Origin of the sequence: Photorhabdus hindustanensis (assembly GCF_002968995.1) — a bacterium.
Taxonomy (GTDB): domain Bacteria; phylum Pseudomonadota; class Gammaproteobacteria; order Enterobacterales; family Enterobacteriaceae; genus Photorhabdus; species Photorhabdus akhurstii.
Genome location: NZ_PUWT01000027.1, coordinates 68,346 through 87,195, shown reverse-complemented (window position 1 = coordinate 87,195; position 18,850 = coordinate 68,346). Strand labels below are relative to the sequence as shown.

At 40.6% G+C, this 18,850-nt stretch carries 16 protein-coding genes and 1 pseudogene; 9 read left to right on the top strand and 8 right to left on the bottom strand.

Features of this window, described 5'->3' with window-relative positions; all coding sequences use genetic code 11:
* Window positions 1–181 precede the first annotated feature (181 nt).
* The 3 genes and pseudogenes from C6H66_RS11070 (at window position 182) to C6H66_RS27620 (ending at window position 5,584) form a co-directional block, all read left to right on the top strand.
* The gene (locus tag C6H66_RS11070; RefSeq protein ID WP_105395620.1) at window positions 182–982 is read left to right on the top strand and encodes an energy transducer TonB; all 801 of its coding nucleotides are present in this window, start codon (window positions 182–184) and stop codon (window positions 980–982) included.
* A 131-nt stretch (window positions 983–1,113) separates the two neighbouring features.
* Entirely contained in the window at window positions 1,114–3,171 is a 2,058-nt protein-coding gene (locus C6H66_RS11065) for a S9 family peptidase (protein ID WP_105395650.1), read from the top strand.
* 129 nt (window positions 3,172–3,300) lie between these two features.
* A pseudogene (locus C6H66_RS27620) lies at window positions 3,301–5,584 on the top strand (TonB-dependent receptor domain-containing protein).
* 31 nt (window positions 5,585–5,615) lie between these two features.
* Here C6H66_RS27620 and xseA read toward each other — a convergent pair.
* Window positions 5,616–6,989: an exodeoxyribonuclease VII large subunit gene (xseA, locus tag C6H66_RS11055; protein ID WP_046396948.1), complete on the bottom strand. Its 1,374-nt coding sequence runs from the start codon at window positions 6,987–6,989 to the stop codon at window positions 5,616–5,618.
* Between the two features lie 172 nt (window positions 6,990–7,161).
* Between xseA and guaB the strand changes: the two genes are divergently transcribed.
* The 4 genes from guaB (at window position 7,162) to C6H66_RS11035 (ending at window position 11,078) form a co-directional block, all read left to right on the top strand.
* Window positions 7,162–8,628 carry an IMP dehydrogenase gene (gene guaB, locus C6H66_RS11050; protein WP_105395649.1) on the top strand — a complete coding sequence of 489 codons (1,467 nt, stop codon included), beginning with the start codon at window positions 7,162–7,164 and terminating at the stop codon, window positions 8,626–8,628.
* 73 nt (window positions 8,629–8,701) lie between these two features.
* Window positions 8,702–10,279, top strand: coding sequence for a glutamine-hydrolyzing GMP synthase (guaA, locus tag C6H66_RS11045; RefSeq protein WP_105395619.1), 1,578 nt, complete (start codon window positions 8,702–8,704; stop codon window positions 10,277–10,279).
* A gap of 194 nt (window positions 10,280–10,473) precedes the next feature.
* Window positions 10,474–10,785, top strand: coding sequence for a toxin HigB-2 (locus tag C6H66_RS11040; protein WP_105395648.1), 312 nt, complete (start codon window positions 10,474–10,476; stop codon window positions 10,783–10,785).
* A 2-nt stretch (window positions 10,786–10,787) separates the two neighbouring features.
* A complete protein-coding gene (locus C6H66_RS11035) occupies window positions 10,788–11,078 on the top strand; it encodes a helix-turn-helix domain-containing protein (protein ID WP_036805204.1) in 291 nt (96 codons plus the stop codon).
* A gap of 533 nt (window positions 11,079–11,611) precedes the next feature.
* On the opposite strand, the gene C6H66_RS11030 is transcribed toward C6H66_RS11035, so the two are convergent.
* Together C6H66_RS11030 and C6H66_RS11025 are read right to left on the bottom strand one after the other, a co-directional pair.
* A complete protein-coding gene (locus tag C6H66_RS11030) occupies window positions 11,612–12,004 on the bottom strand; it encodes a DUF2335 domain-containing protein (RefSeq protein WP_181150186.1) in 393 nt (130 codons plus the stop codon).
* A gap of 93 nt (window positions 12,005–12,097) precedes the next feature.
* Complete coding sequence (locus tag C6H66_RS11025) at window positions 12,098–12,340, bottom strand: hypothetical protein (RefSeq protein ID WP_228901878.1); 243 nt, start codon at window positions 12,338–12,340, stop codon at window positions 12,098–12,100.
* A gap of 279 nt (window positions 12,341–12,619) precedes the next feature.
* Between C6H66_RS11025 and rlmA the strand changes: the two genes are divergently transcribed.
* Entirely contained in the window at window positions 12,620–13,438 is an 819-nt protein-coding gene (gene rlmA / locus C6H66_RS11020) for a 23S rRNA (guanine(745)-N(1))-methyltransferase (RefSeq protein ID WP_105395617.1), read from the top strand.
* An 80-nt stretch (window positions 13,439–13,518) separates the two neighbouring features.
* Here rlmA and mntP read toward each other — a convergent pair whose 3' ends face one another.
* The 5 genes from mntP to manX all read right to left on the bottom strand — a co-directional run bounded on the left by mntP (window position 13,519) and on the right by manX (window position 17,789).
* On the bottom strand, window positions 13,519–14,100 hold the full coding sequence (gene mntP / locus C6H66_RS11015; protein ID WP_146111044.1) for a manganese efflux pump MntP: 582 nt from the start codon (window positions 14,098–14,100) through the stop codon (window positions 13,519–13,521).
* Between the two features lie 425 nt (window positions 14,101–14,525).
* Window positions 14,526–14,984 carry a DUF986 family protein gene (locus C6H66_RS11010; RefSeq protein ID WP_036781965.1) on the bottom strand — a complete coding sequence of 153 codons (459 nt, stop codon included), beginning with the start codon at window positions 14,982–14,984 and terminating at the stop codon, window positions 14,526–14,528.
* A gap of 65 nt (window positions 14,985–15,049) precedes the next feature.
* Window positions 15,050–15,916, bottom strand: a complete 867-nt coding sequence (locus tag C6H66_RS11005; RefSeq protein WP_046397536.1) for a PTS mannose transporter subunit IID — start codon at window positions 15,914–15,916, stop codon at window positions 15,050–15,052.
* A gap of 13 nt (window positions 15,917–15,929) precedes the next feature.
* The gene (locus tag C6H66_RS11000; protein ID WP_036781969.1) at window positions 15,930–16,730 is read right to left on the bottom strand and encodes a PTS mannose/fructose/sorbose transporter subunit IIC; all 801 of its coding nucleotides are present in this window, start codon (window positions 16,728–16,730) and stop codon (window positions 15,930–15,932) included.
* Window positions 16,731–16,805: 75 nt separating this feature from the next.
* Complete coding sequence (gene manX, locus C6H66_RS10995) at window positions 16,806–17,789, bottom strand: PTS mannose transporter subunit IIAB (protein ID WP_105395615.1); 984 nt, start codon at window positions 17,787–17,789, stop codon at window positions 16,806–16,808.
* A 575-nt stretch (window positions 17,790–18,364) separates the two neighbouring features.
* Between manX and tnpA the strand changes: the two genes are divergently transcribed.
* Entirely contained in the window at window positions 18,365–18,802 is a 438-nt protein-coding gene (tnpA, locus tag C6H66_RS10990; RefSeq protein ID WP_046394619.1) for an IS200/IS605 family transposase, read from the top strand.
* Window positions 18,803–18,850 lie beyond the last annotated feature (48 nt).

Below are 18,850 nucleotides of genomic sequence, written 5' to 3'. Positions count from 1 at the left end.
TCACTCCTTTGCCGTCGCGATACATCTTGAAATCCATAGGGTATAGTGGTCTTTTCCCTTATATAAAGGGCTTTGGCACAAGGATGTGCTCAAGTTAACGATACATGTAAAAATAATTTTCATTAGCATATGAAATTAATTATCATTACTAAATGATAATTAAAATTATGCGCTATCATCCATGTTGACGCTGACACACCCGGCCTTTCAAACGAGTCATTTTAAAAAAGGGCTCGTTTCTGCTATTGCTGCTCATCTCATTTTGGCTGGCTGGATTATCTACCAGCCAGAAGAAATTGCCGTTGATGAACTGATGCCGCCGCCAGCGGTGATGATGGAGCTTTCATTGTTGACAGAAGCGACGCATCAGGTACAAAAACAACCTATTGGTCTTGAACAGCAACTTTCTGTTGCCAGCCGACAGCAGGAAAGTGAGGTTAATGAGATTAAAACGCCTGAGCTTATTAAAGATGAACAGGCGCAGATTCTGGTGCATAAACCTAAAAAGCAGAAAAAGCGCCATGAAGAGATTAAAAAGATACCATTGGTGAAGCACCAGCAGGTAGAAGAACAAGAGAGTGAAAAATCTCAAAGCAGTGCTGCTATGGTAAGCAGTACTGCCACTTCCACTAATCTGACTTCGCGGGTTGCCGCTGCTTATGACAGTGATTCAAAGGCGGTTGCTGATGCGGATGCGCTATGGCGAGCGGAAGTTATCGGGCATTTAAATCGATATAAACGTTATCCAGAGGATGCACAGAGAAGAAACCGCACGGGTCGGCCTACAGTCAGATTCACGATTGATAAACAGGGCTATGTTACTCACAGTGACTTAGTTCGTCGTTCCGGAACCCATTCTTTAGACAGGGAAGCGAAGCAAGTTCTGGCAAGGGCGCAGCCGTTGCCAGCTCCCCCCAATACCGTTTTAAACGGTAATGAAATTACGATAGAACTTCCGATTGATTTTAGTTTAGTTAATTAATATTTTTGAACGATTTAAGGACAGCATATATGTTAAGGCAGCAAGCGCGATTTGCCCTGAAAACTAAAGGGCTGTTATTGATATTTTTATTGAGCGGCTGGTTGAATTCTGCCGCCGCAGAGGAAGAAATTATGCCGCCAAAGGCGATGAAGCAACCACACCATATAACTATTCACGATGATACTCGTATAGATGATTATTACTGGATGCGGGATGATACTCGTAAGGATCAAAAAGTTATTGATTATCTGACCGCCGAAAATAAATATACCGAACAGGTGTTAAAACCCGGTGAACAGTTGCGGGATACGTTATACGAAGAAATGGTTGGCAGGATGAAGCAGGATGATCAATCAGTACCCTATACTTATAATGGGTATATTTATCGGACAACTTATGAAACTGGCAAAGATTTCCCGATTTATCAGCGTAAACCTGCTGATGGCTCATCAGATTGGCAGGTGCTGGTCGATGGTAATGAGAGAGCCAAAGGGCATGAATATTATCAATTGAGTAATTTTGCGATTACTCCAGATAATAAACGTATTGCGATTGCTGAAGATACGCAGGGGCGCCGTAATTATCAGATCTCTTTTAAAGATATTGCTGACAAACAGTGGAATAACGATGTAATAAACAATACTTCTGGTAATATTGTTTGGGCGAATGATAACAATACGTTGTTTTATGTGCGCAAGCATTCACAAACATTGTTGCCATATCAGGTATTTCGTCATCAATATGGTACTAATACCAGCGAAGATCAGAAGATATATCAGGAAGAAGATGAGCGTTTTTATTTAGGCATATCTAAAAGCACTTCCCGTGATTATATTATGTTGTCGATAACCAGTAATTCGACTTCTGAATATTTGCTGATTGATGCAAACAAACCACAAGCGGAACTGCAACTCTTTTCTCCTCGTCAAGAAGGCCGAGAGTATTATATTGACCATTTCCGCGATCATTTCTACATCCGTTCAAATCATGAAAATGAAACCTATGGGCTTTATCAGACGGACGCCATCAATACGCCGTGGAAAATAGTCATTGCTCCGCAGCAGGATAGTGATCTTGAAGATTTCGATCTGTTTAATGACTGGTTAGTCGTACAGGAACGAACAAAAGGATTACCGACAATTCGTCAGATTAATTGGCAGACACAGCAAGAAAAACAGATTAAGTTCGATGATCCAAGTTATATGGCATGGATTGATTACAACCCTGAACCCGATACTGATTTTGTCCGTTATGGTTATTCATCCATGACGACACCAAGCTCAACATTCCAATGGAATATGAAAACAGGTGAGCGGGAATTACTTAAGCAGCAAGAAGTAAAAGGTTTCGATAAACATCATTATGAGAGCCAGCGTATTTGGGTGAAGGCTCGTGATGGCGTTGAAGTTCCTGTCTCTCTGGTTTATCGAAAATCACTGTTTAAAAAAGGCCAAAACCCGATATTAATATATGGTTATGGGGCTTATGGTATCAGCATGGACCCTTCATTTAGCTCACCGCGATTGAGTTTATTAGATCGGGGCTTTGTTTACGCATTAGTACATGTACGTGGTGGCGGAGAACTGGGTAAGAAATGGTATCTACAAGGTAAAGTCGAAAATAAAATTAATAGTTTTAATGACTTTATCGATGTGACTAAGGCACTGATTGCTCAGAAATATGGTGACAGTAAACGTGTTTATGCGATGGGAGGGAGTGCTGGTGGTTTGCTGATGGGCGCTGTGATTAATCAGGCACCGGAATTATATCGCGGCGTGGTTGCTCAAGTTCCCTTTGTTGATGCCGTGACAACCATGCTTGATCCTTCTATTCCTCTGACAGTAGGAGAATATGAGGAGTGGGGTAATCCTGAAAATAAAGAGGATTATTCCCGGATTAAATCATATAGTCCGTATGACAATATAAAACACCAACGTTACCCAAATTTATTGGTGACGAGTGGATTTTATGATTCCCAAGTGCAATATTGGGAACCGACTAAATGGGTAGCAAAATTACGGGATATGAAGGAAGGTAACTCTATTTTATTATTAGAAACTAATATGAGCGCCGGGCATGGTGGTAAGTCAGGTCGATTTAATCGATTAAAAGATACTGCAATGGATTACAGTTTTATTTTGATGCTGGATGATGCTAAAAAGTATTTTCCGCAATTAAAAGATAACTGAAATAAATTATAAATAATATAAATTTGTTATTTAAAGCACTGATAATAATTTATCAGTGCTAAATATTTTTATTCTCTAAAAACTGGTATGTGAGCAAATATTGATTTGTATGCATTTAGGATAATTGAAATGAAAATAATGACAAAGATAGCAGGGGCTGGTGTGGTTTTAATTGGGCTGCAAGGGTTTGCTTATGGTGAGGAAAAGCAAGAGAGGAAATCAGATAAGGTAATGAAGTTCAGTAGCCTTAAGGTTTCTGGTTCGCAGGATGATGCCGAAGTGAGGGCAATGGAAAGGCCCGGTTCTTACAGTTCTAAAGGTGAAGATACAAAACTTCAATCAATGGATAGCATATTACGTAGTATGCCAGGGACTTATACCCAAATAGATCCGGGGCAGGGAACGGTGAGTGTGAATATTCGTGGATTAAGTGGATTTGGTCGAGTAAATATGATGGTTGATGGTGTTAGCCAGAGTTTTTATGGTACATCACCCACCAGCATAACCCACGGTAATAGCCTTCAGAGTCAGTTTGGTTCATTAATTGATCCTAACTTTATTGTCGGTGTGGATATTAGCCGGGGACAATCTGATGGATCTGATAGTGTCAACGCATTAGCAGGTAGTGCTAATTTCCGTACAATTGGTGTTGATGATGTGATATTCAGTGGTAATACACTGGGAATACGTACAAAAATGCTCTATGGCGATAATGGAATTGGTCATAATGGCATGATAGCCGTCGCCAGTAAAACTCAGGCTTTTAGTTCTGAAGGATCAATTGGCGCTATGTTGGCCGCCAGTGGACATTCAATTGATGCAAATTATAAAAATGGGGATGGAATATCAAGTGATGAATTTGGTACTAATAAATATTTTAAACAGAAACCAAATTCGCAATTAATGAAATTAAATATTAAGCCAAATGAATTTCATGATATGGAATTAAATGGTCGCTTGTATCACAATAAATTTACCCATCGTCATATTGATAGCGAGGATTTTTATCTGAAATACAACTATAAGCCGTTCAGTGAATTGATTGATATGAAATTGTTGGTTAGCACTAGTGGAAGTGATCAAATATATAATACTGCACTTAATGCGTTAATAAAAAGTAAAACTAAAAATAAGTCAAACACTATTAATCTCAGTAACATCAGCCGTTTTAATTACGGAGATACAGATTTTGATCTGATATTCGGTGGTAAGTTGATGAAAACTGAATATAGTAAGACGAATGATAGTATTTACTCTGATATAGAAGAGGAAGAAAAAAAAGAAGGAATATAAAAAGAAAGATAGTGAAGCAAAAGAAAATAATAGTTTCGCACCAAGTGGTAAACAAGATATTGCCAGTATTTATAGCGGATTGAAAATTACTCGTGATATTTACCAAGCTAATATTAATCTTAATTATATTGATTACAGTGTAAAGGGCCATAAACCAGCCTGTGAGCCACGAGTTAACTGTTTCCCTCAAGGTAAAGCCGAATTGAATTTGAAAGAGCGTGGATTTAATCCAAGCGTTCTGCTATCAGCGGAAATCATTCCTGAATTCCAGCCTTTTGTGAGTTATACTCACTCAATGAGAGCGCCGAACGTACAGGAAATCTTCTATGGCAATGAAGGTGGCGCATCAATTAATCCATTCCTGAAAGGAGAAAAAGCAGATACTTATCAAATCGGCTTTAATAGTTACCGTCCAGACATGATTGTAAAAGGAGATACTTTCCGTCTGAAAGCAGCCTGGTATCATACTAAGATAAAGAATTACATCAGTAGTGATTTATATGCTCTGTGTAAAGATGGTAGGGTATGCCAATCTTCGAAATTATCAGAAGAAGATTGGAAGCATGTTGACGCAAATTTTGGTATACATATTTATAGCAATAGCATAACTCCGGTAAGAATGCGCGGTTATGAAGTCTCTGCTGATTATGATGTCGGTGTATTTTATAGCAAGTTGGCTTATAGTCGACAAAAAACAAGCCAACCGACTTCTATTTCTACATCGATTTTTGGGGCAGATCCTGCATCACAATTACCTGAAAGTTTTATGACTTTGGATACAGGGGTTCGCTTATTAGGCGAAAAACTTCGTATTGGAGCGATAGTTAAATATACCGGTAATTCCTATAAGCTAGATTCAGATCCCTATAATCAGGATAGTGATGGGCGAACGGTGATGGAAAAGGAGAAAAAAATTCCAACCGTGGTCGATTTTTACAGTGATTATAAAATAAATAAAAATGTGCTACTTAAATTCTTGGTACAGAATTTGACAAACAGAAACTATTCTGAAACGCTTAATCGTATGAATAATACGGCTGCATTAATGAATGAATCCACTTCTGCTAATCAAACCGCTCGGGGCCGGACCTATATTGCCGGTGCAGAAATCCGTTTCTGACATAGGAAAAATAAGTGGCAAAGGAAGGCCGCTATTTCAGATTTGCAGATCGTCTTTTCCGTTCTTTCTTGATTTTCAATACCTCACTCTCAATCCAGCCATCTTGTAAACGGATATTCAGGACATCACCAACATGCACTTGTTTGGTTTGTTTCAGTAATTTTCCATCCGATGTTTGATTAATGCTATAACCGCGGGCCAGGGTTGCCAAAGGGCTAACGGCTTCCATCCGTGAACAAGAAATGGCAAATTTTTCTCTGGAACGACTAATTTGCCTTTCAATTGCTTGCCTTAACCGAAAATCTTGTTGTTGAATCTGTTGGCTATACTGGTGGATCTGAGGACTAGGTTCAGCGTACCAGAGCCGTTGCTGTAATTTCTCATAAGCCAGGCTGCTTTGCTTTAAGTACCGTTGCAAACTGTCAGTGAGTCGCTGGCGTAAACTGATCAGTAAATTTTGCTGACGCGCTAATCGTAAATGAGGATGTTGTTGTTGTAAACGATGAGAGACCAGACTGAAAACACGCTGTTTCTGGGCAAAGAAGTAATCCATTGCCATTTCCAGCCGTTGTTGCTGCGACTGAATGTGACGTAACAATTCGAGCTGATTACGGCTGACTAACTCAGCCGCCGCTGATGGTGTCGGGGCGCGTAAATCTGCTACAAAGTCAGCAATGGTGACATCTGTTTCATGACCGACCGCACTGACTATCGGAATATCACTGTGAAAAATGGCTCTGGCGACGTGTTCGTCGTTGAAACTCCATAAGTCTTCTAAAGAGCCGCCTCCACGTCCGACAATCAGTACATCACACTCCTGCCGTTCATTGGCTAATTCAATAGCTCGGATAATCTGTAACGGTGCTTCTGTTCCCTGAACCGCTGTCGGATAGATGATGATGGGCAGTGATGGATCACGGCGCTTTAAAATATTCAAAATATCATGCAGGGCTGCGCCACTGGTTGAAGTAATTACACCAAGCTGTTGAGCCGGGGATGGCAATGGTTTTTTATGGCTTTGGTCAAATAACCCTTCTGTACTGAGTTTTTGTTTCAATAGTTCAAACTGTTGCTGTAACAGACCATCACCGGCGGGTTGCATACTTTCAACAATAAGCTGATAGTCCCCTCTTGGCTCATAAAGCGTAATTGCCGCACGAACTAAAACTTGCTGACCATTTTGCGGCCTGAATGTTACCCGTTGATTGCTATTGCGAAACATCGCCGCTCGCACTTGGGCACGTTCATCTTTTAGCGTGAAATACCAGTGCCCGGAGGAGGGCTGAGAAAAATTGGATATTTCAGCGCTTAGCCAAATTCTGCCCATTTCCATTTCAAGCAGTTGCCGAACCGTCTGATTAAGACGGCTGACAGAAAAAATTCCAGTATTAAAAAGTAGTGACATGTGAGAAAGATCAAATTTCAAAACAATAACTTAATGTGCTGATACTAACCTGCATCATGAAGTAAGCAAGAAATTTTTTAATAAAATGCTGGAGGCAACCGATTACGTTCTGTATAATGCCGCGGCAATATTTTATCCCTTAAATTTTCAGCAGCTTGGTGAGATATTGCTTATGTTACGAATTAAAAAAGAAGCTTTAACCTTTGATGATGTTCTGTTAGTTCCTGCTCACTCTACTGTTCTACCTAACACTGCTGACCTGTCTACTCAACTGACCTCCACCATTTGTCTAAAAGTTCCAATGTTGTCTGCCGCTATGGATACTGTCACTGAATCCGGTTTGGCTATCGCATTGGCTCAAGAAGGTGGCATGGGTTTCATCCATAAAAATATGTCTATTGAGCGTCAGGCAGAAGAAGTTAGCCGAGTCAAAAAACATGAGAGTGGTGTTGTGACAGATCCAGTCACTGTGGCACCTGAAACAACGCTGCGTGAAGTTAAAGAATTGACAGAACGTAATGGTTTTGCGGGTTATCCGGTTGTCACTGGAGGAAATGAGTTGGTTGGTATTATTACTGGCCGTGATGTCCGTTTCGTTACCGATTTGGATCAGCCTGTTACTGCGGTAATGACGCCTAAAGAGCGTCTGGTGACAGTAAAAGAAGCTGAAGCCCGTGAAGTTGTGTTGCAGAAAATGCATGAAAAACGTGTTGAGAAAGCGTTGGTAGTTGATGAAAACTTTCATCTGCTGGGCATGATCACAGTTAAAGATTTTCAGAAAGCAGAACGTAAACCTAATGCCTGTAAGGATGAACGTGGTCGTTTACGTGTTGGTGCCGCGGTTGGTGCTGGTGCTGGCAATGAAGCGCGTATTGATGCATTGGTTGCCGCTGGTGTTGATGTTCTGCTTATTGATTCCTCGCATGGTCATTCAGAAGGGGTACTGCAACGTATCCGTGAAACTCGTGCTAAGTACCCAAATCTACAAATTATTGGTGGTAACGTGGCGACTGGGGAAGGTGCAAAAGCGCTGGTAGCGGCAGGCGTCAATGCGGTTAAAGTCGGTATTGGTCCCGGTTCTATCTGTACTACCCGTATTGTTACCGGTGTAGGAGTGCCGCAAATTACCGCTATCTCTGATGCTGTTGAAGCGTTGGAAGGCACTGGTATTCCAGTTATTGCTGATGGCGGCATTCGTTTCTCTGGCGATATTGCCAAAGCTATCGCAGCGGGAGCGTCGTGCGTTATGGTGGGTTCTATGTTGGCAGGGACAGAAGAATCACCAGGAGAAATTGAGCTGTACCAAGGACGTTCATTTAAATCTTACCGTGGCATGGGATCATTAGGGGCGATGTCCAAAGGCTCTTCTGATCGATATTTCCAAACTGATAATGCCGCAGACAAACTGGTACCGGAAGGTATTGAAGGTCGTGTTGCCTACAAAGGCTTGCTGAAAAACATTGTCCATCAGCAAATGGGAGGCTTGCGCTCCTGTATGGGACTGACCGGCTGTGCAACTATTGATGAATTGAGAACCAAAGCAGAATTTGTTCGCATTAGTGGTGCTGGCATTCAGGAAAGCCACGTTCACGATGTCACCATTATCAAAGAGTCTCCAAACTACCGGTTAGGTTTGTAATCCATATTTATTGTGGCCCATATAAGGGCCGCTTATCTTTATTTGTTACTTGTTTTTTTGGAATTCACCGCACATGACAACTAATATCCATCAGCACCGCATTCTTATCCTTGATTTTGGTTCGCAATACACTCAATTGGTTGCTCGCCGTATCCGTGAAATCGGGGTTTATTGTGAACTTTGGGCATGGGATGTCACTGAAGAGCAAATCCGCGAATTCAACCCAAGCGGTATTATTCTTTCCGGTGGTCCGGAAAGTACTACAGCACAAGGAAGTCCACGGGCTCCTGAATATGTTTTTAACGCGGGCGTTCCGGTTCTGGGCGTTTGCTATGGCATGCAAACGATGTCAGTACAATTCGGTGGTAAGGTAGAAGATTCTACTGAACGTGAATTTGGTTATGCTCAGGTTGAGATTAAAGCGGAAAGCGCATTATTCCGTGGAATTCAAGATTCATCAAATGAGCAAGGTAAACCATTATTGGATGTATGGATGAGTCACGGTGATAAAGTTACGGCAATTCCTGAGGACTTTATCACTATCGCCAGCACTGATACCTGTCCATTTGCCATTATAGCGAATGAAGAAAAACGTTTTTATGGCGTGCAATTCCACCCGGAAGTCACCCATACCCATCAGGGGCAGCGTATATTGGAACGTTTTGTACTGGATATATGCCAATGTGAAGCGTTGTGGACACCTGCTTCTATTATCGAAGATACCGTTGTACGCCTGCGTGAACAGGTTGGTGAAGATCACGTTATTCTGGGGCTGTCCGGTGGTGTTGATTCCTCTGTCACCGCATTGTTACTGCATCGTGCAATTGGTGATCGCCTGACCTGTGTATTTGTTGATAACGGCTTACTGCGTCTGAATGAAGCTGATCAGGTAATGGAAATGTTTGCCGGCAAATTTGGGTTGAATATCATTCATGTCCCAGCAGAAGATCGCTTCCTTGCTGCACTGGCCGGTATCCATGATCCGGAAGAGAAACGTAAAACGATTGGTCGTGTATTTATTGAAGTCTTTGATGAAGAGGCAAGTAAACAGACTCAGGTCAAATGGCTGGCACAAGGTACTATTTATCCAGACGTCATCGAATCAGCGGCATCTGCGACAGGCAAAGCACACGTTATCAAATCTCATCATAACGTAGGTGGTTTGCCGGAAGAGATGAAATTGGGTCTGGTGGAACCGCTGAAAGAGCTGTTTAAAGATGAAGTACGCAAGATTGGTTTGGAATTGGGATTGCCTTATGACATGTTGAACCGTCATCCATTCCCTGGCCCAGGTTTGGGTGTTCGTGTATTGGGTGAAGTGAAGAAAGAGTACTGTGATCTGCTACGTCTGGCTGATGCTATCTTCATCGAAGAGCTGCACAAAGCTGATTTGTACAATAAAGTCAGCCAAGCGTTTACCGTATTCTTGCCGGTTCGCTCTGTGGGCGTAATGGGGGATGGTCGTAAATATGACTGGGTTGTTTCGTTACGGGCAGTAGAAACGATTGATTTTATGACCGCACATTGGGCGCATTTACCATACGATTTCTTGGGCCGGGTTTCTAACCGGATCATCAATGAAGTCAATGGGATATCAAGAGTTGTCTATGATGTCAGCGGTAAACCACCTGCGACTATTGAGTGGGAATGATTTAAAGCCTCCCCATATCATGCCAAATCGTCACATTTCGTTAATTCAAGGTCCTGACTTTAGGGCCTTTTTATTTCCAACGCTCACCAAATTAAACCATATCAGCATTGTTTTTTAGAGACATCTATGCGTCATTGACTTACTGTGTGATGGGGTATATGATGGCTTCACATACACTTATGACGCACTTAAATATGATATTTATTGAAACTGATATTTTTACTGAGGACTGTAAAGAGTTATTAAGTGACGATGAATATCGTGAGTTTCAGCAATATCTTGCAGATAATCCCACGGCTGGAGATATTATCCAGCGTACTGGCGGGTTGCGTAAAGTCAGGTGGGTCTCTTGTGGTAAGGGAAAGCGTGGTGGTGTACGTATTATTTATTACTACAAAGTGGACGTTTCACATATCCGATTGTTGTTGATTTATAAAAAAGGTACAAAAGACGATCTGAGTGAATCAGAGAAGAAAATCCTGAGAGACTTAAATGAGAGGTGGTAGAGATGGATAGTAAATTATTTGCCAGGCTGACTGAAAGTATGACTCAGATGAATGAGATTATTAATGGTGAACGTGCGCCCTCTCGTGAAATTAATGTTGAGGCGATAAAAGTAAAAAATATTCGCCAAGCGACAGGATTAAGTCAAACTGGTTTTGCTAAATTGATTTCCGTTAATGTTGGGACTTTACGCAATTGGGAGCAAGGAAGACGTGAACCAACCGGGCCAGCAAAAGCATTGCTGAAAGCAATAGAAAAAGATCCGATTCATGTTTTAAAAGCGTTGTCTATGTAAATTAATTATTCGTAAGGTATCAAACCTCGTCCCAAGCGGGGTTTTTTCATATCTAGCCGCTTAACTGTGTTTTTTTATTTTTAACCAATCTGCTCCGACAGGTTTTTTATAAGTGAAACATGGCAATAAAAGAATTTATATCCGTCATCTTTCAAGTTGCTTCTTTGTTGACTGCGCTCGCTCACCCCGGTCACATAGTTCGCAATGTTCCCGGAGATTCACTCCTTTGCCGTCGCGATGCATCTTGAAATCCATAGGGTATATTAAGACATTTCAATCATCAATTTATATGATATTTGTAACTATTCTATTAATGAAGACGATGAAATTAATGATAAAAATTTAATATAAAAACATTATATTAATTTCTTATGAAATAAAATTTTCATAAATGATGAAATAATAGGGTGATAATGATATATAATCATTAATAATTTACTGATGGTGATTTTCTTTTACTAAGCCTAATTATTAGGTAGAGTAAAATTTTATGACAATATAAAAGAATACATTTTTCCCTGACCTATATTGATTCATTTTACAAATGGTTGTGGATTTCTATTTAAAACATAAATAACTAGAATCGTTGTTACAGTACCGCATCCGATAATCCCTGCTAACCAATTATGCCCATTTAAGCCCAAGATTAAAGCGACAAACAGAGAGGTAAAAGTGAGTAATAATCCATAACTGTGTCCTCTTATACTTTTTCTTACCATTTGCTCTAAGGCAACTCTTTCTATCTCGTGTCTGTGCTTCTGTTGTTGTTCGATCAGAGTTAGAAATCGGTCAGCAGCTCCTTTGGTGTGTTGTTCATAAAGCGTTAATATCTCTGAATCAAGCAATTGATAATATAATGGATTGATATCACCTTGATTAGATTGTTTAACTATTTTCGGATGTTTTCCGGTGGCTCTTTGGCTCATATATTGTCTCTTTCCCTGTAGATAATATATACCCGTCATCTTTCAAGTTGCCTCTTTGTTGGCTGCACTCGCTCACCCCGGTCACATAGTTTGCTATGCTCCCGGGGATTCACTCCCTTGCCGTCGCGATGCATCTTGAAATCCATAGGGTATAATTTCGTCATTGAATTGCTTTAGTACAGCGGCAAAGTCCGCACGGACTTTATCCAGATCATCCGCTAAAGTATCAACGTCACTTTTCTGTGGGATAAAATCCAAATAGTTTGTATTGGGCATAATATCGAATTTCGGTGAAATTGATCTTAATTTATTAAAATATTGTATGAAAATATTCATTATATTATCCGCATTATTAGTTGTTTCTATTAGTTAAGTAATTTATTAGCAATGATGTTTTCTTAAGTTTTGATTGAAGAATCATACCTGATAAATAGATTTATGCCATAGAAATATTGCGAGCCGTTTCAAAAAAAGGACTGAAAATAATGGAATATAATTTCATTCAAGATAATGATTAGTCGTTTATATAGAATCATTAATTAGTATGATTTACGACGAAAAGTATCAGAATATGCTATAGTGCCGGCTGGTTTTTGCTTATATTTTTGGAATCTTATGTCTTATCAATGTCCTTTATGTCATCAATCTTTATTGCTCGCTCGACAGCAATGGCGCTGTGAGAATAATCATCAGTTTGATTGTGCTAAAGAAGGGTATGTTAATTTGATGCCCGTTCAGCATAAAAAATCCAAGGAACCGGGGGATAGTCCGGAGATGATGCAATCAAGAAGAGCGTTTTTAGATTCAGGGCATTATCAACCATTACAACAACGGGTTTCGGAATTACTGGAAAAGTATCTGCCAGAAAATGTAGAGAGTTTGTTGGATATAGGATGCGGTGAAGGTTATTACACCGCTGCGGTTGAAGCGCAATTAAGCAAGAGACGTAATCTTAAAATCTATGGGTTAGATGTTGCTAAGATCGCAGTTCGTTATGGAGCTAAGCGTTATCCGGCTGTTAGCTTTTGTGTTGCGTCGAGCCATCGTTTGCCATTTGCCGATAAATCGCTTGCCGGGGTATTAAGGATTTACGCGCCTTGCAAAGCGGAAGAACTGGCAAGGGTGGTTAAGCCACAGGGAATTGTTTTGACAGTCACCCCTGGTCCTCGCCATCTTTATCAGCTCAAGGAGTTGATTTATCAAAATATTCATCTTCATCTATTGAAGGCAGAACCGTTGGAAGGATTTGAATTGATAACCGAGGAATTGTTATCTTACCCAATGAAATTAGATGGCCTGCAAGCGTATCATTTATTACAGATGACACCATTTGCCTGGCGAGCAACGGAAGATGTGAAAAAAGGATTGGCAGATAGAACTCTGTTTGAATGTGAAACTGATTTTATATTGCGGGTCTATCAACGCCTTAATTGATCAAGATTTCAGCCCAAAATATAGCGTTTAACAGATATACCCTATGGACTTACGGGCATAAATATTTTGGGCTGGCGGCGCTATTTGGCGTACATAAATAATTCGAGATGTTCAAACAAGATATTGAAGCCAATTGCAATCAGAATTAGCCCACCAATAAGTTCAGCACGTTTGCCTAACCGTGGGCCAATATAACGGCCAATTAACATGCCCAATGTTGCCATAATCATTGTCATCATTCCGATAGCCATCGCAGTATGCACGATATTGACTTCAAGGAACGCTAGCCCAATACCAATTGCCATTGCATCCAGACTGGTGGCAATGGCTGTTGTTATCAACACAATTGAATTATGGCGGCAGGGTGATTCACACTTTTTTTCCTGCTTTGCTTTGAAACTCTCTGTAATCATTCTACAACCCAGAATGAATAACAGAGTGAAAGCAACCCAGTGATCCCACTCCATAATATATTGGCTGGCATAAAGCCCTAGAGACCAGCCAATCAATGGGGTACAGGCTTCTGCCAAACCAAATATTAAACCTGTACGGATTGCTTCACGAAAATGCGGTCTATGTAGTGCGGCCCCTTTACAAATTGAAGCAGCAAAGGCATCCATTGAAAGTGCTAAAGCTAGGATGATGGTTGCGTACATATTCATTAATATAGCCTCGGTTGGGTGTTTCCATATACATATAACCCACCCCCAACCAATGATGGTGCTATATGCAATGGTCTTGCCAACCGAGTTAATAGCTATCTCATTAGACTATTTCATTTGCTATTTTGAGCAACAATAATGCCTATTAAGATAGCAATAAGGCTACCCGCACCACGTTTATTTTGTAACGAGCGTGTTGATACGGGCTTTTCAGAGAAATTAACTAAATCGCTTCTCTGAAACAGGCTACTCCCCATGACAATTTAAAAGATAGCACAATAATTCAAAAAGGGAAAATAATATTATTTTTAGGGTTAATCAATGATATTGATAATAATTATCATTATCTATTTTATGGGAAAAATAAAAGCCAGCGTATAGCTGACTGTTTATTATTTATTTCTTTATATATTATTATTTCTTATCTATCTATTTTCGATGAGGAATTTGTAAATTCTTTCTAAATCATCAATTTGGCTTACTGATATATATAATTTCTTGTTTTCTAAACCAATAACCAGGATGCCATCTTCAGATAAATTCATGGTTTTTATCCGGTTATAGGAAATAAAGGTGTTTGCATAGAAGAAACCGTTATTCTTAAACAATAATTTAGGCGAACGTATATAGGAAATATAAATAGTCACCAGGGTAGTAAACAACAATAAATATGTGGTTAAACGGCTACCATAGGTGGTAATATTGTTATAAACAACAATAAGAATAAGGATAATAAAGATGAGTGCATCAATTTTGTGTTTTCTTTTTAGCTGTATTTGTAAGTAGGTTTTCCCTTTCAGCAAATTAACCACGAATTCATCATAAACAGCAAAAGCTAGCATTAGTACGATTAAACCAGCTAATACTATATCATTAAGGCTCATTCCTTATCCCTATATTGTTATAAAAAAGAAAAGATGGGGAGGAGCTCCTCCCCGAATGATATTTACTAGAGACCAAGGAAACCAAATCTGGCGCCAATAATCCCTAGAATAAAGAAGCCAATAATGATCCACAGGGCATTGACTTTATGCCGTAATAGCCACATACAGGCAAATGTCAGCAAAAGGGGTACCAGGCCCGGCATCAACTGATCGAGGATATTCTGAACTGTGGTTATTGTCGTTTCACCCGTCTGTTGGTTAGGAATTTCTGATACAACCAACGGGATATTGACTTTCGTCCATTTATTGACTAATGCCCCCATGACAAATAGGCCAAGGATTGACGCTCCTTCCGTCATTTTTTGCAGGAAGCCACCACCCATATCCTGAACGATATTGATTCCTTTCTTATAACCATAAGAGATACCTGAATAGAGAACCAACAGGCGTACAAGGTTGAATAAGAAGAAGAACAAGACAGGCCCAAGCCAGCTACCGCTCATTGCGAGGCCAGCACCCAAAGCAGCAAATACTGGGCGGGCTGTTCCCCAGAAAATAGGGTCGCCAACACCGGCCAATGGTCCCATCAGACCAACTTTGATACCGTTGATTGCACCATCATCGATGGTTGCACCGTTAGCACGCTGTTCTTCCATTGCCATAGTGACACCCAGTACAGGCGCAACGACGTAGGGGTGGGTGTTAAAGAATTCAAGATGGCGTTTGAGTGCCTGTTTACGTTCATCGGTATTTTCTGGATACAAACGACGAAGAGCTGGCACCATAGAGAAGCAGAAGCCTAGGGCCTGCATACGTTCAAAGTTCCATGAACCTTGAAACACATTAGAACGGAGAAATACACCGCGGATATCACTGGGCGTCAGTTTTTTCTGGTCTGCTGTCTGAGCAGCCGTTTTTGTTGTATCTAACATGTTGCTCATCCTTTTAATCTAATTCGTTATCAAGATCGTTATTGGTGTGTCCGGGGGCAGCAACTACCTGAGATTTGTTATATTTAGGGCTTAGCTGAATGTACAGCACGGCCATAACAATACCAATAATGCCCAATGCAACCAGGTTAAATTCAGTGAATGCCGCTGTGACGAAGCCGAGGTAGAAGAAAGGCATTAGGTAGCCGGCACGCATCATGTTGATAACCATTGCATAACCTACAACGACGATCATCCCTCCTGCGATGTTCAAGCCATCTGTTACCACTTTTGGAATAGAGGCAAGTAACTGCTGGACTTCGTTGGTGCCAACCGATAGTGCGACGATCAGGGCAGGGATGGCGATACGCATAGCCTGGAGTAGTAATGCGGATAGATGGATAAAGCTAATCGCACGCAGGCTGCCACGTTCTGCTGCATTGTCAGCCGCATGCTGGAAGGCGACTGTGATGGTACGTACAATGATAGTCAGAACTTGTCCTGCTGCTGCTAGTGGAATGGCCAAGGCGATACCTTCACCGATATCACGACCACCGGCGATGACCAGAATCGTTGAGATGATTGATGCTAAGGCCGCATCCGGGGCAATTGCAGCACCGATATTCATCCAGCCAAGGGCGATCATCTCTAGCGTACCACCGATAATGATACCAGTTGTCATATCACCAAGAATGATCCCGATTAAGGTGCAGGCCACGAGTGGGCGATGGAATTGAAATTCATCAAGAATGGAATCCATTCCCACTATACAAGCTACGATGAATATCAATGTAATTTGAACAACGGTAATTTCCATTGTTTGTCTCCTGTAACCAAATTAAATTTGGTGAGAAATTTTTATCATTGAGAAATTTTTGTCATTGAGTAATAGTTAAATTGCTCTGATCTGGTTTTCGTTTTTAACCTTCTGGAGTAGATCCATCATTTGTAGACGGCTGTCACTGGCAACCTTACGGGCTTCAAGCTCAATACCTCGTTCATCTAGTTTTTTGAAGGCTTCAATATCGGTTTCATCAACGGATATTGCGTTGTTAACTTGTGTTTTCCCCTGACGGAAAGCCATTCCTCCGATGTTGACAGAAGTGATAGCGACACCATCCTTGACTAAACGCAAAACATCTGTTGGGTTTGTAAACAGCAACATGACACGTTCATTGGCATATTTCGGGTTGTTATAAACGCGAACACATTTTGCAACATCAACAACGTGAGCACTGATCCCCGGTGGAGCAACTTGTTTTAGCAAGGTGGTACGAACAGTATCAGCAGCAACTTCATCGCTGACGACAATGATTCGCTTGACATTGGTTTCTTTTGTCCAACGAGTAGCGACCTGACCATGAATGAGGCGGTCATCAATTCGGGCCAGTGCGATTTTCATATGACCACCGGTTGATGGCGCAAATGAAGGCGCCGCAACGGATGCTACAGGCTTTGCTGGTTCAGTTTTTTGAGGTTCTTCTGTTTTCAGGGCCCGGATGCCTTCTTTCCCTGTTTCCAGAGCAACAGAAACCAGTTCTGCCAGAGATGGGTCATCATCTCGACACATAAAGGTTTCAACCAGCATTGGAACGTTAACACCGGTGATGATTTCGTAATTCTTTTTATCTACGGCGATACGGCTAGCCGCATTGAATGGACTTCCTCCCCATGTATCGACAAGAAACAGTACACCTTGCTCTGTATTAAGCGTTTCGAGTTTACTGTTGTATTTTTCAAATAAAGTATCGGCATTTTCACCAGGAACGAAGTCAATGTAGGAAACATTTTCTTGCTCTCCAATTAACATCTCTGCGGTACGAAGCAGTTGCTCAGCCGCAGCCCCGTGCGTGCCAATCATAATGGCTATACTCACTTGTTTTCCCCTCTGTTAACAATATAAACGCAGGATTATTACAAAGTTACTGCAATAATTTTGATGAATCATTCCTCCAATAAAAATCTTATTTGTATGAATAATGACCTTTTATCAATATGATACCTAAATATTTGACTTGATTTAGACTTTATCTCTTATTGACTGAAAAAATCGGCTGTTAGATTAACATTAGAAATACCGAAGGAAAATTGCTGTCAGTCAGAAAAAATGAAATAGATAAAAATGTTAACCACAAAACAATTTAATAAGCTAAAAATTGTAAAATTAATTTATAATTATCTATAATTTGTTTATTGTTAGATGTTTATTCTGTTCTCGGTAACATCTTATTAATTTAAAATCGAAAACATATTCATCTTTTTAGATCAAAAGATGATCATTTTAAGTTTTGGCTAAAAAATATCCCAACCATAAGGTAGGGATATTTTCATTGTCATCCTTAAACCACCTCCTAGGGAGGTGGTGATTGTCCCTGTGAGGCTCTAGCCTGAAGGAAACCCATGTTGGAATATATCCACTTACTCACCACAAGTAAGAAGGAAATCACCATCATGGGTCTCTATAGAAGTTCATCACATGTATTTTGGCGTTGCAAATATCACTTGGTCTGGACCCCGAAGTATCGATTTAAGATACTTCGGGATAAAATAGGCAAGGAGCTTTATAGATCAATGTATATACTTTGCAACATGAAAGATTGTGAGGTATTGGAGTTAAATATTCAACCGGATCATGTTCACTTGGTTGTGATGATCCCGCCGAAATTATCGATATCGACGTTAATGGGAGTCCTGAAAGGGCGTAGTGCAATAAGGCTTTATAATAAGTTTCCGCATATACGTAAGAAGTTGTGGGGGAATCATTTTTGGGCGAGGGGTTATTTTGCGGATACAGTAGGCGTAAACGAAGAAATAATCAGACGGTATGTAAGGCATCAGGATAAAAAGGACCAAGAGTTTGACCAACAAATGGAGTTGTTACAGGATTAACTCGGATATAGCCCCCTTTTAGGGGGCCCAATGTAAAGCCACCTCCTA

What these genes read in the sequence shown, in the direction of transcription:
- C6H66_RS11070 (WP_105395620.1), top strand. Translation starts at nt 182, where the DNA reads ATGTTGACGCTGACACACCCGGCCTTTCAAACGAGTCATTTTAAAAAA.
- C6H66_RS11065 (WP_105395650.1), top strand. Translation starts at nt 1,114, where the DNA reads ATGCCGCCAAAGGCGATGAAGCAACCACACCATATAACTATTCACGAT.
- xseA (WP_046396948.1), bottom strand. Translation starts at nt 6,989, where the DNA reads ATGTCACTACTTTTTAATACTGGAATTTTTTCTGTCAGCCGTCTTAAT.
- guaB (WP_105395649.1), top strand. Translation starts at nt 7,162, where the DNA reads ATGTTACGAATTAAAAAAGAAGCTTTAACCTTTGATGATGTTCTGTTA.
- guaA (WP_105395619.1), top strand. Translation starts at nt 8,702, where the DNA reads ATGACAACTAATATCCATCAGCACCGCATTCTTATCCTTGATTTTGGT.
- C6H66_RS11040 (WP_105395648.1), top strand. Translation starts at nt 10,474, where the DNA reads ATGATATTTATTGAAACTGATATTTTTACTGAGGACTGTAAAGAGTTA.
- C6H66_RS11035 (WP_036805204.1), top strand. Translation starts at nt 10,788, where the DNA reads ATGGATAGTAAATTATTTGCCAGGCTGACTGAAAGTATGACTCAGATG.
- C6H66_RS11030 (WP_181150186.1), bottom strand. Translation starts at nt 12,004, where the DNA reads ATGAGCCAAAGAGCCACCGGAAAACATCCGAAAATAGTTAAACAATCT.
- C6H66_RS11025 (WP_228901878.1), bottom strand. Translation starts at nt 12,340, where the DNA reads ATGAATATTTTCATACAATATTTTAATAAATTAAGATCAATTTCACCG.
- rlmA (WP_105395617.1), top strand. Translation starts at nt 12,620, where the DNA reads ATGTCTTATCAATGTCCTTTATGTCATCAATCTTTATTGCTCGCTCGA.
- mntP (WP_146111044.1), bottom strand. Translation starts at nt 14,100, where the DNA reads ATGAATATGTACGCAACCATCATCCTAGCTTTAGCACTTTCAATGGAT.
- C6H66_RS11010 (WP_036781965.1), bottom strand. Translation starts at nt 14,984, where the DNA reads ATGAGCCTTAATGATATAGTATTAGCTGGTTTAATCGTACTAATGCTA.
- C6H66_RS11005 (WP_046397536.1), bottom strand. Translation starts at nt 15,916, where the DNA reads ATGTTAGATACAACAAAAACGGCTGCTCAGACAGCAGACCAGAAAAAA.
- C6H66_RS11000 (WP_036781969.1), bottom strand. Translation starts at nt 16,730, where the DNA reads ATGGAAATTACCGTTGTTCAAATTACATTGATATTCATCGTAGCTTGT.
- tnpA (WP_046394619.1), top strand. Translation starts at nt 18,365, where the DNA reads ATGGGTCTCTATAGAAGTTCATCACATGTATTTTGGCGTTGCAAATAT.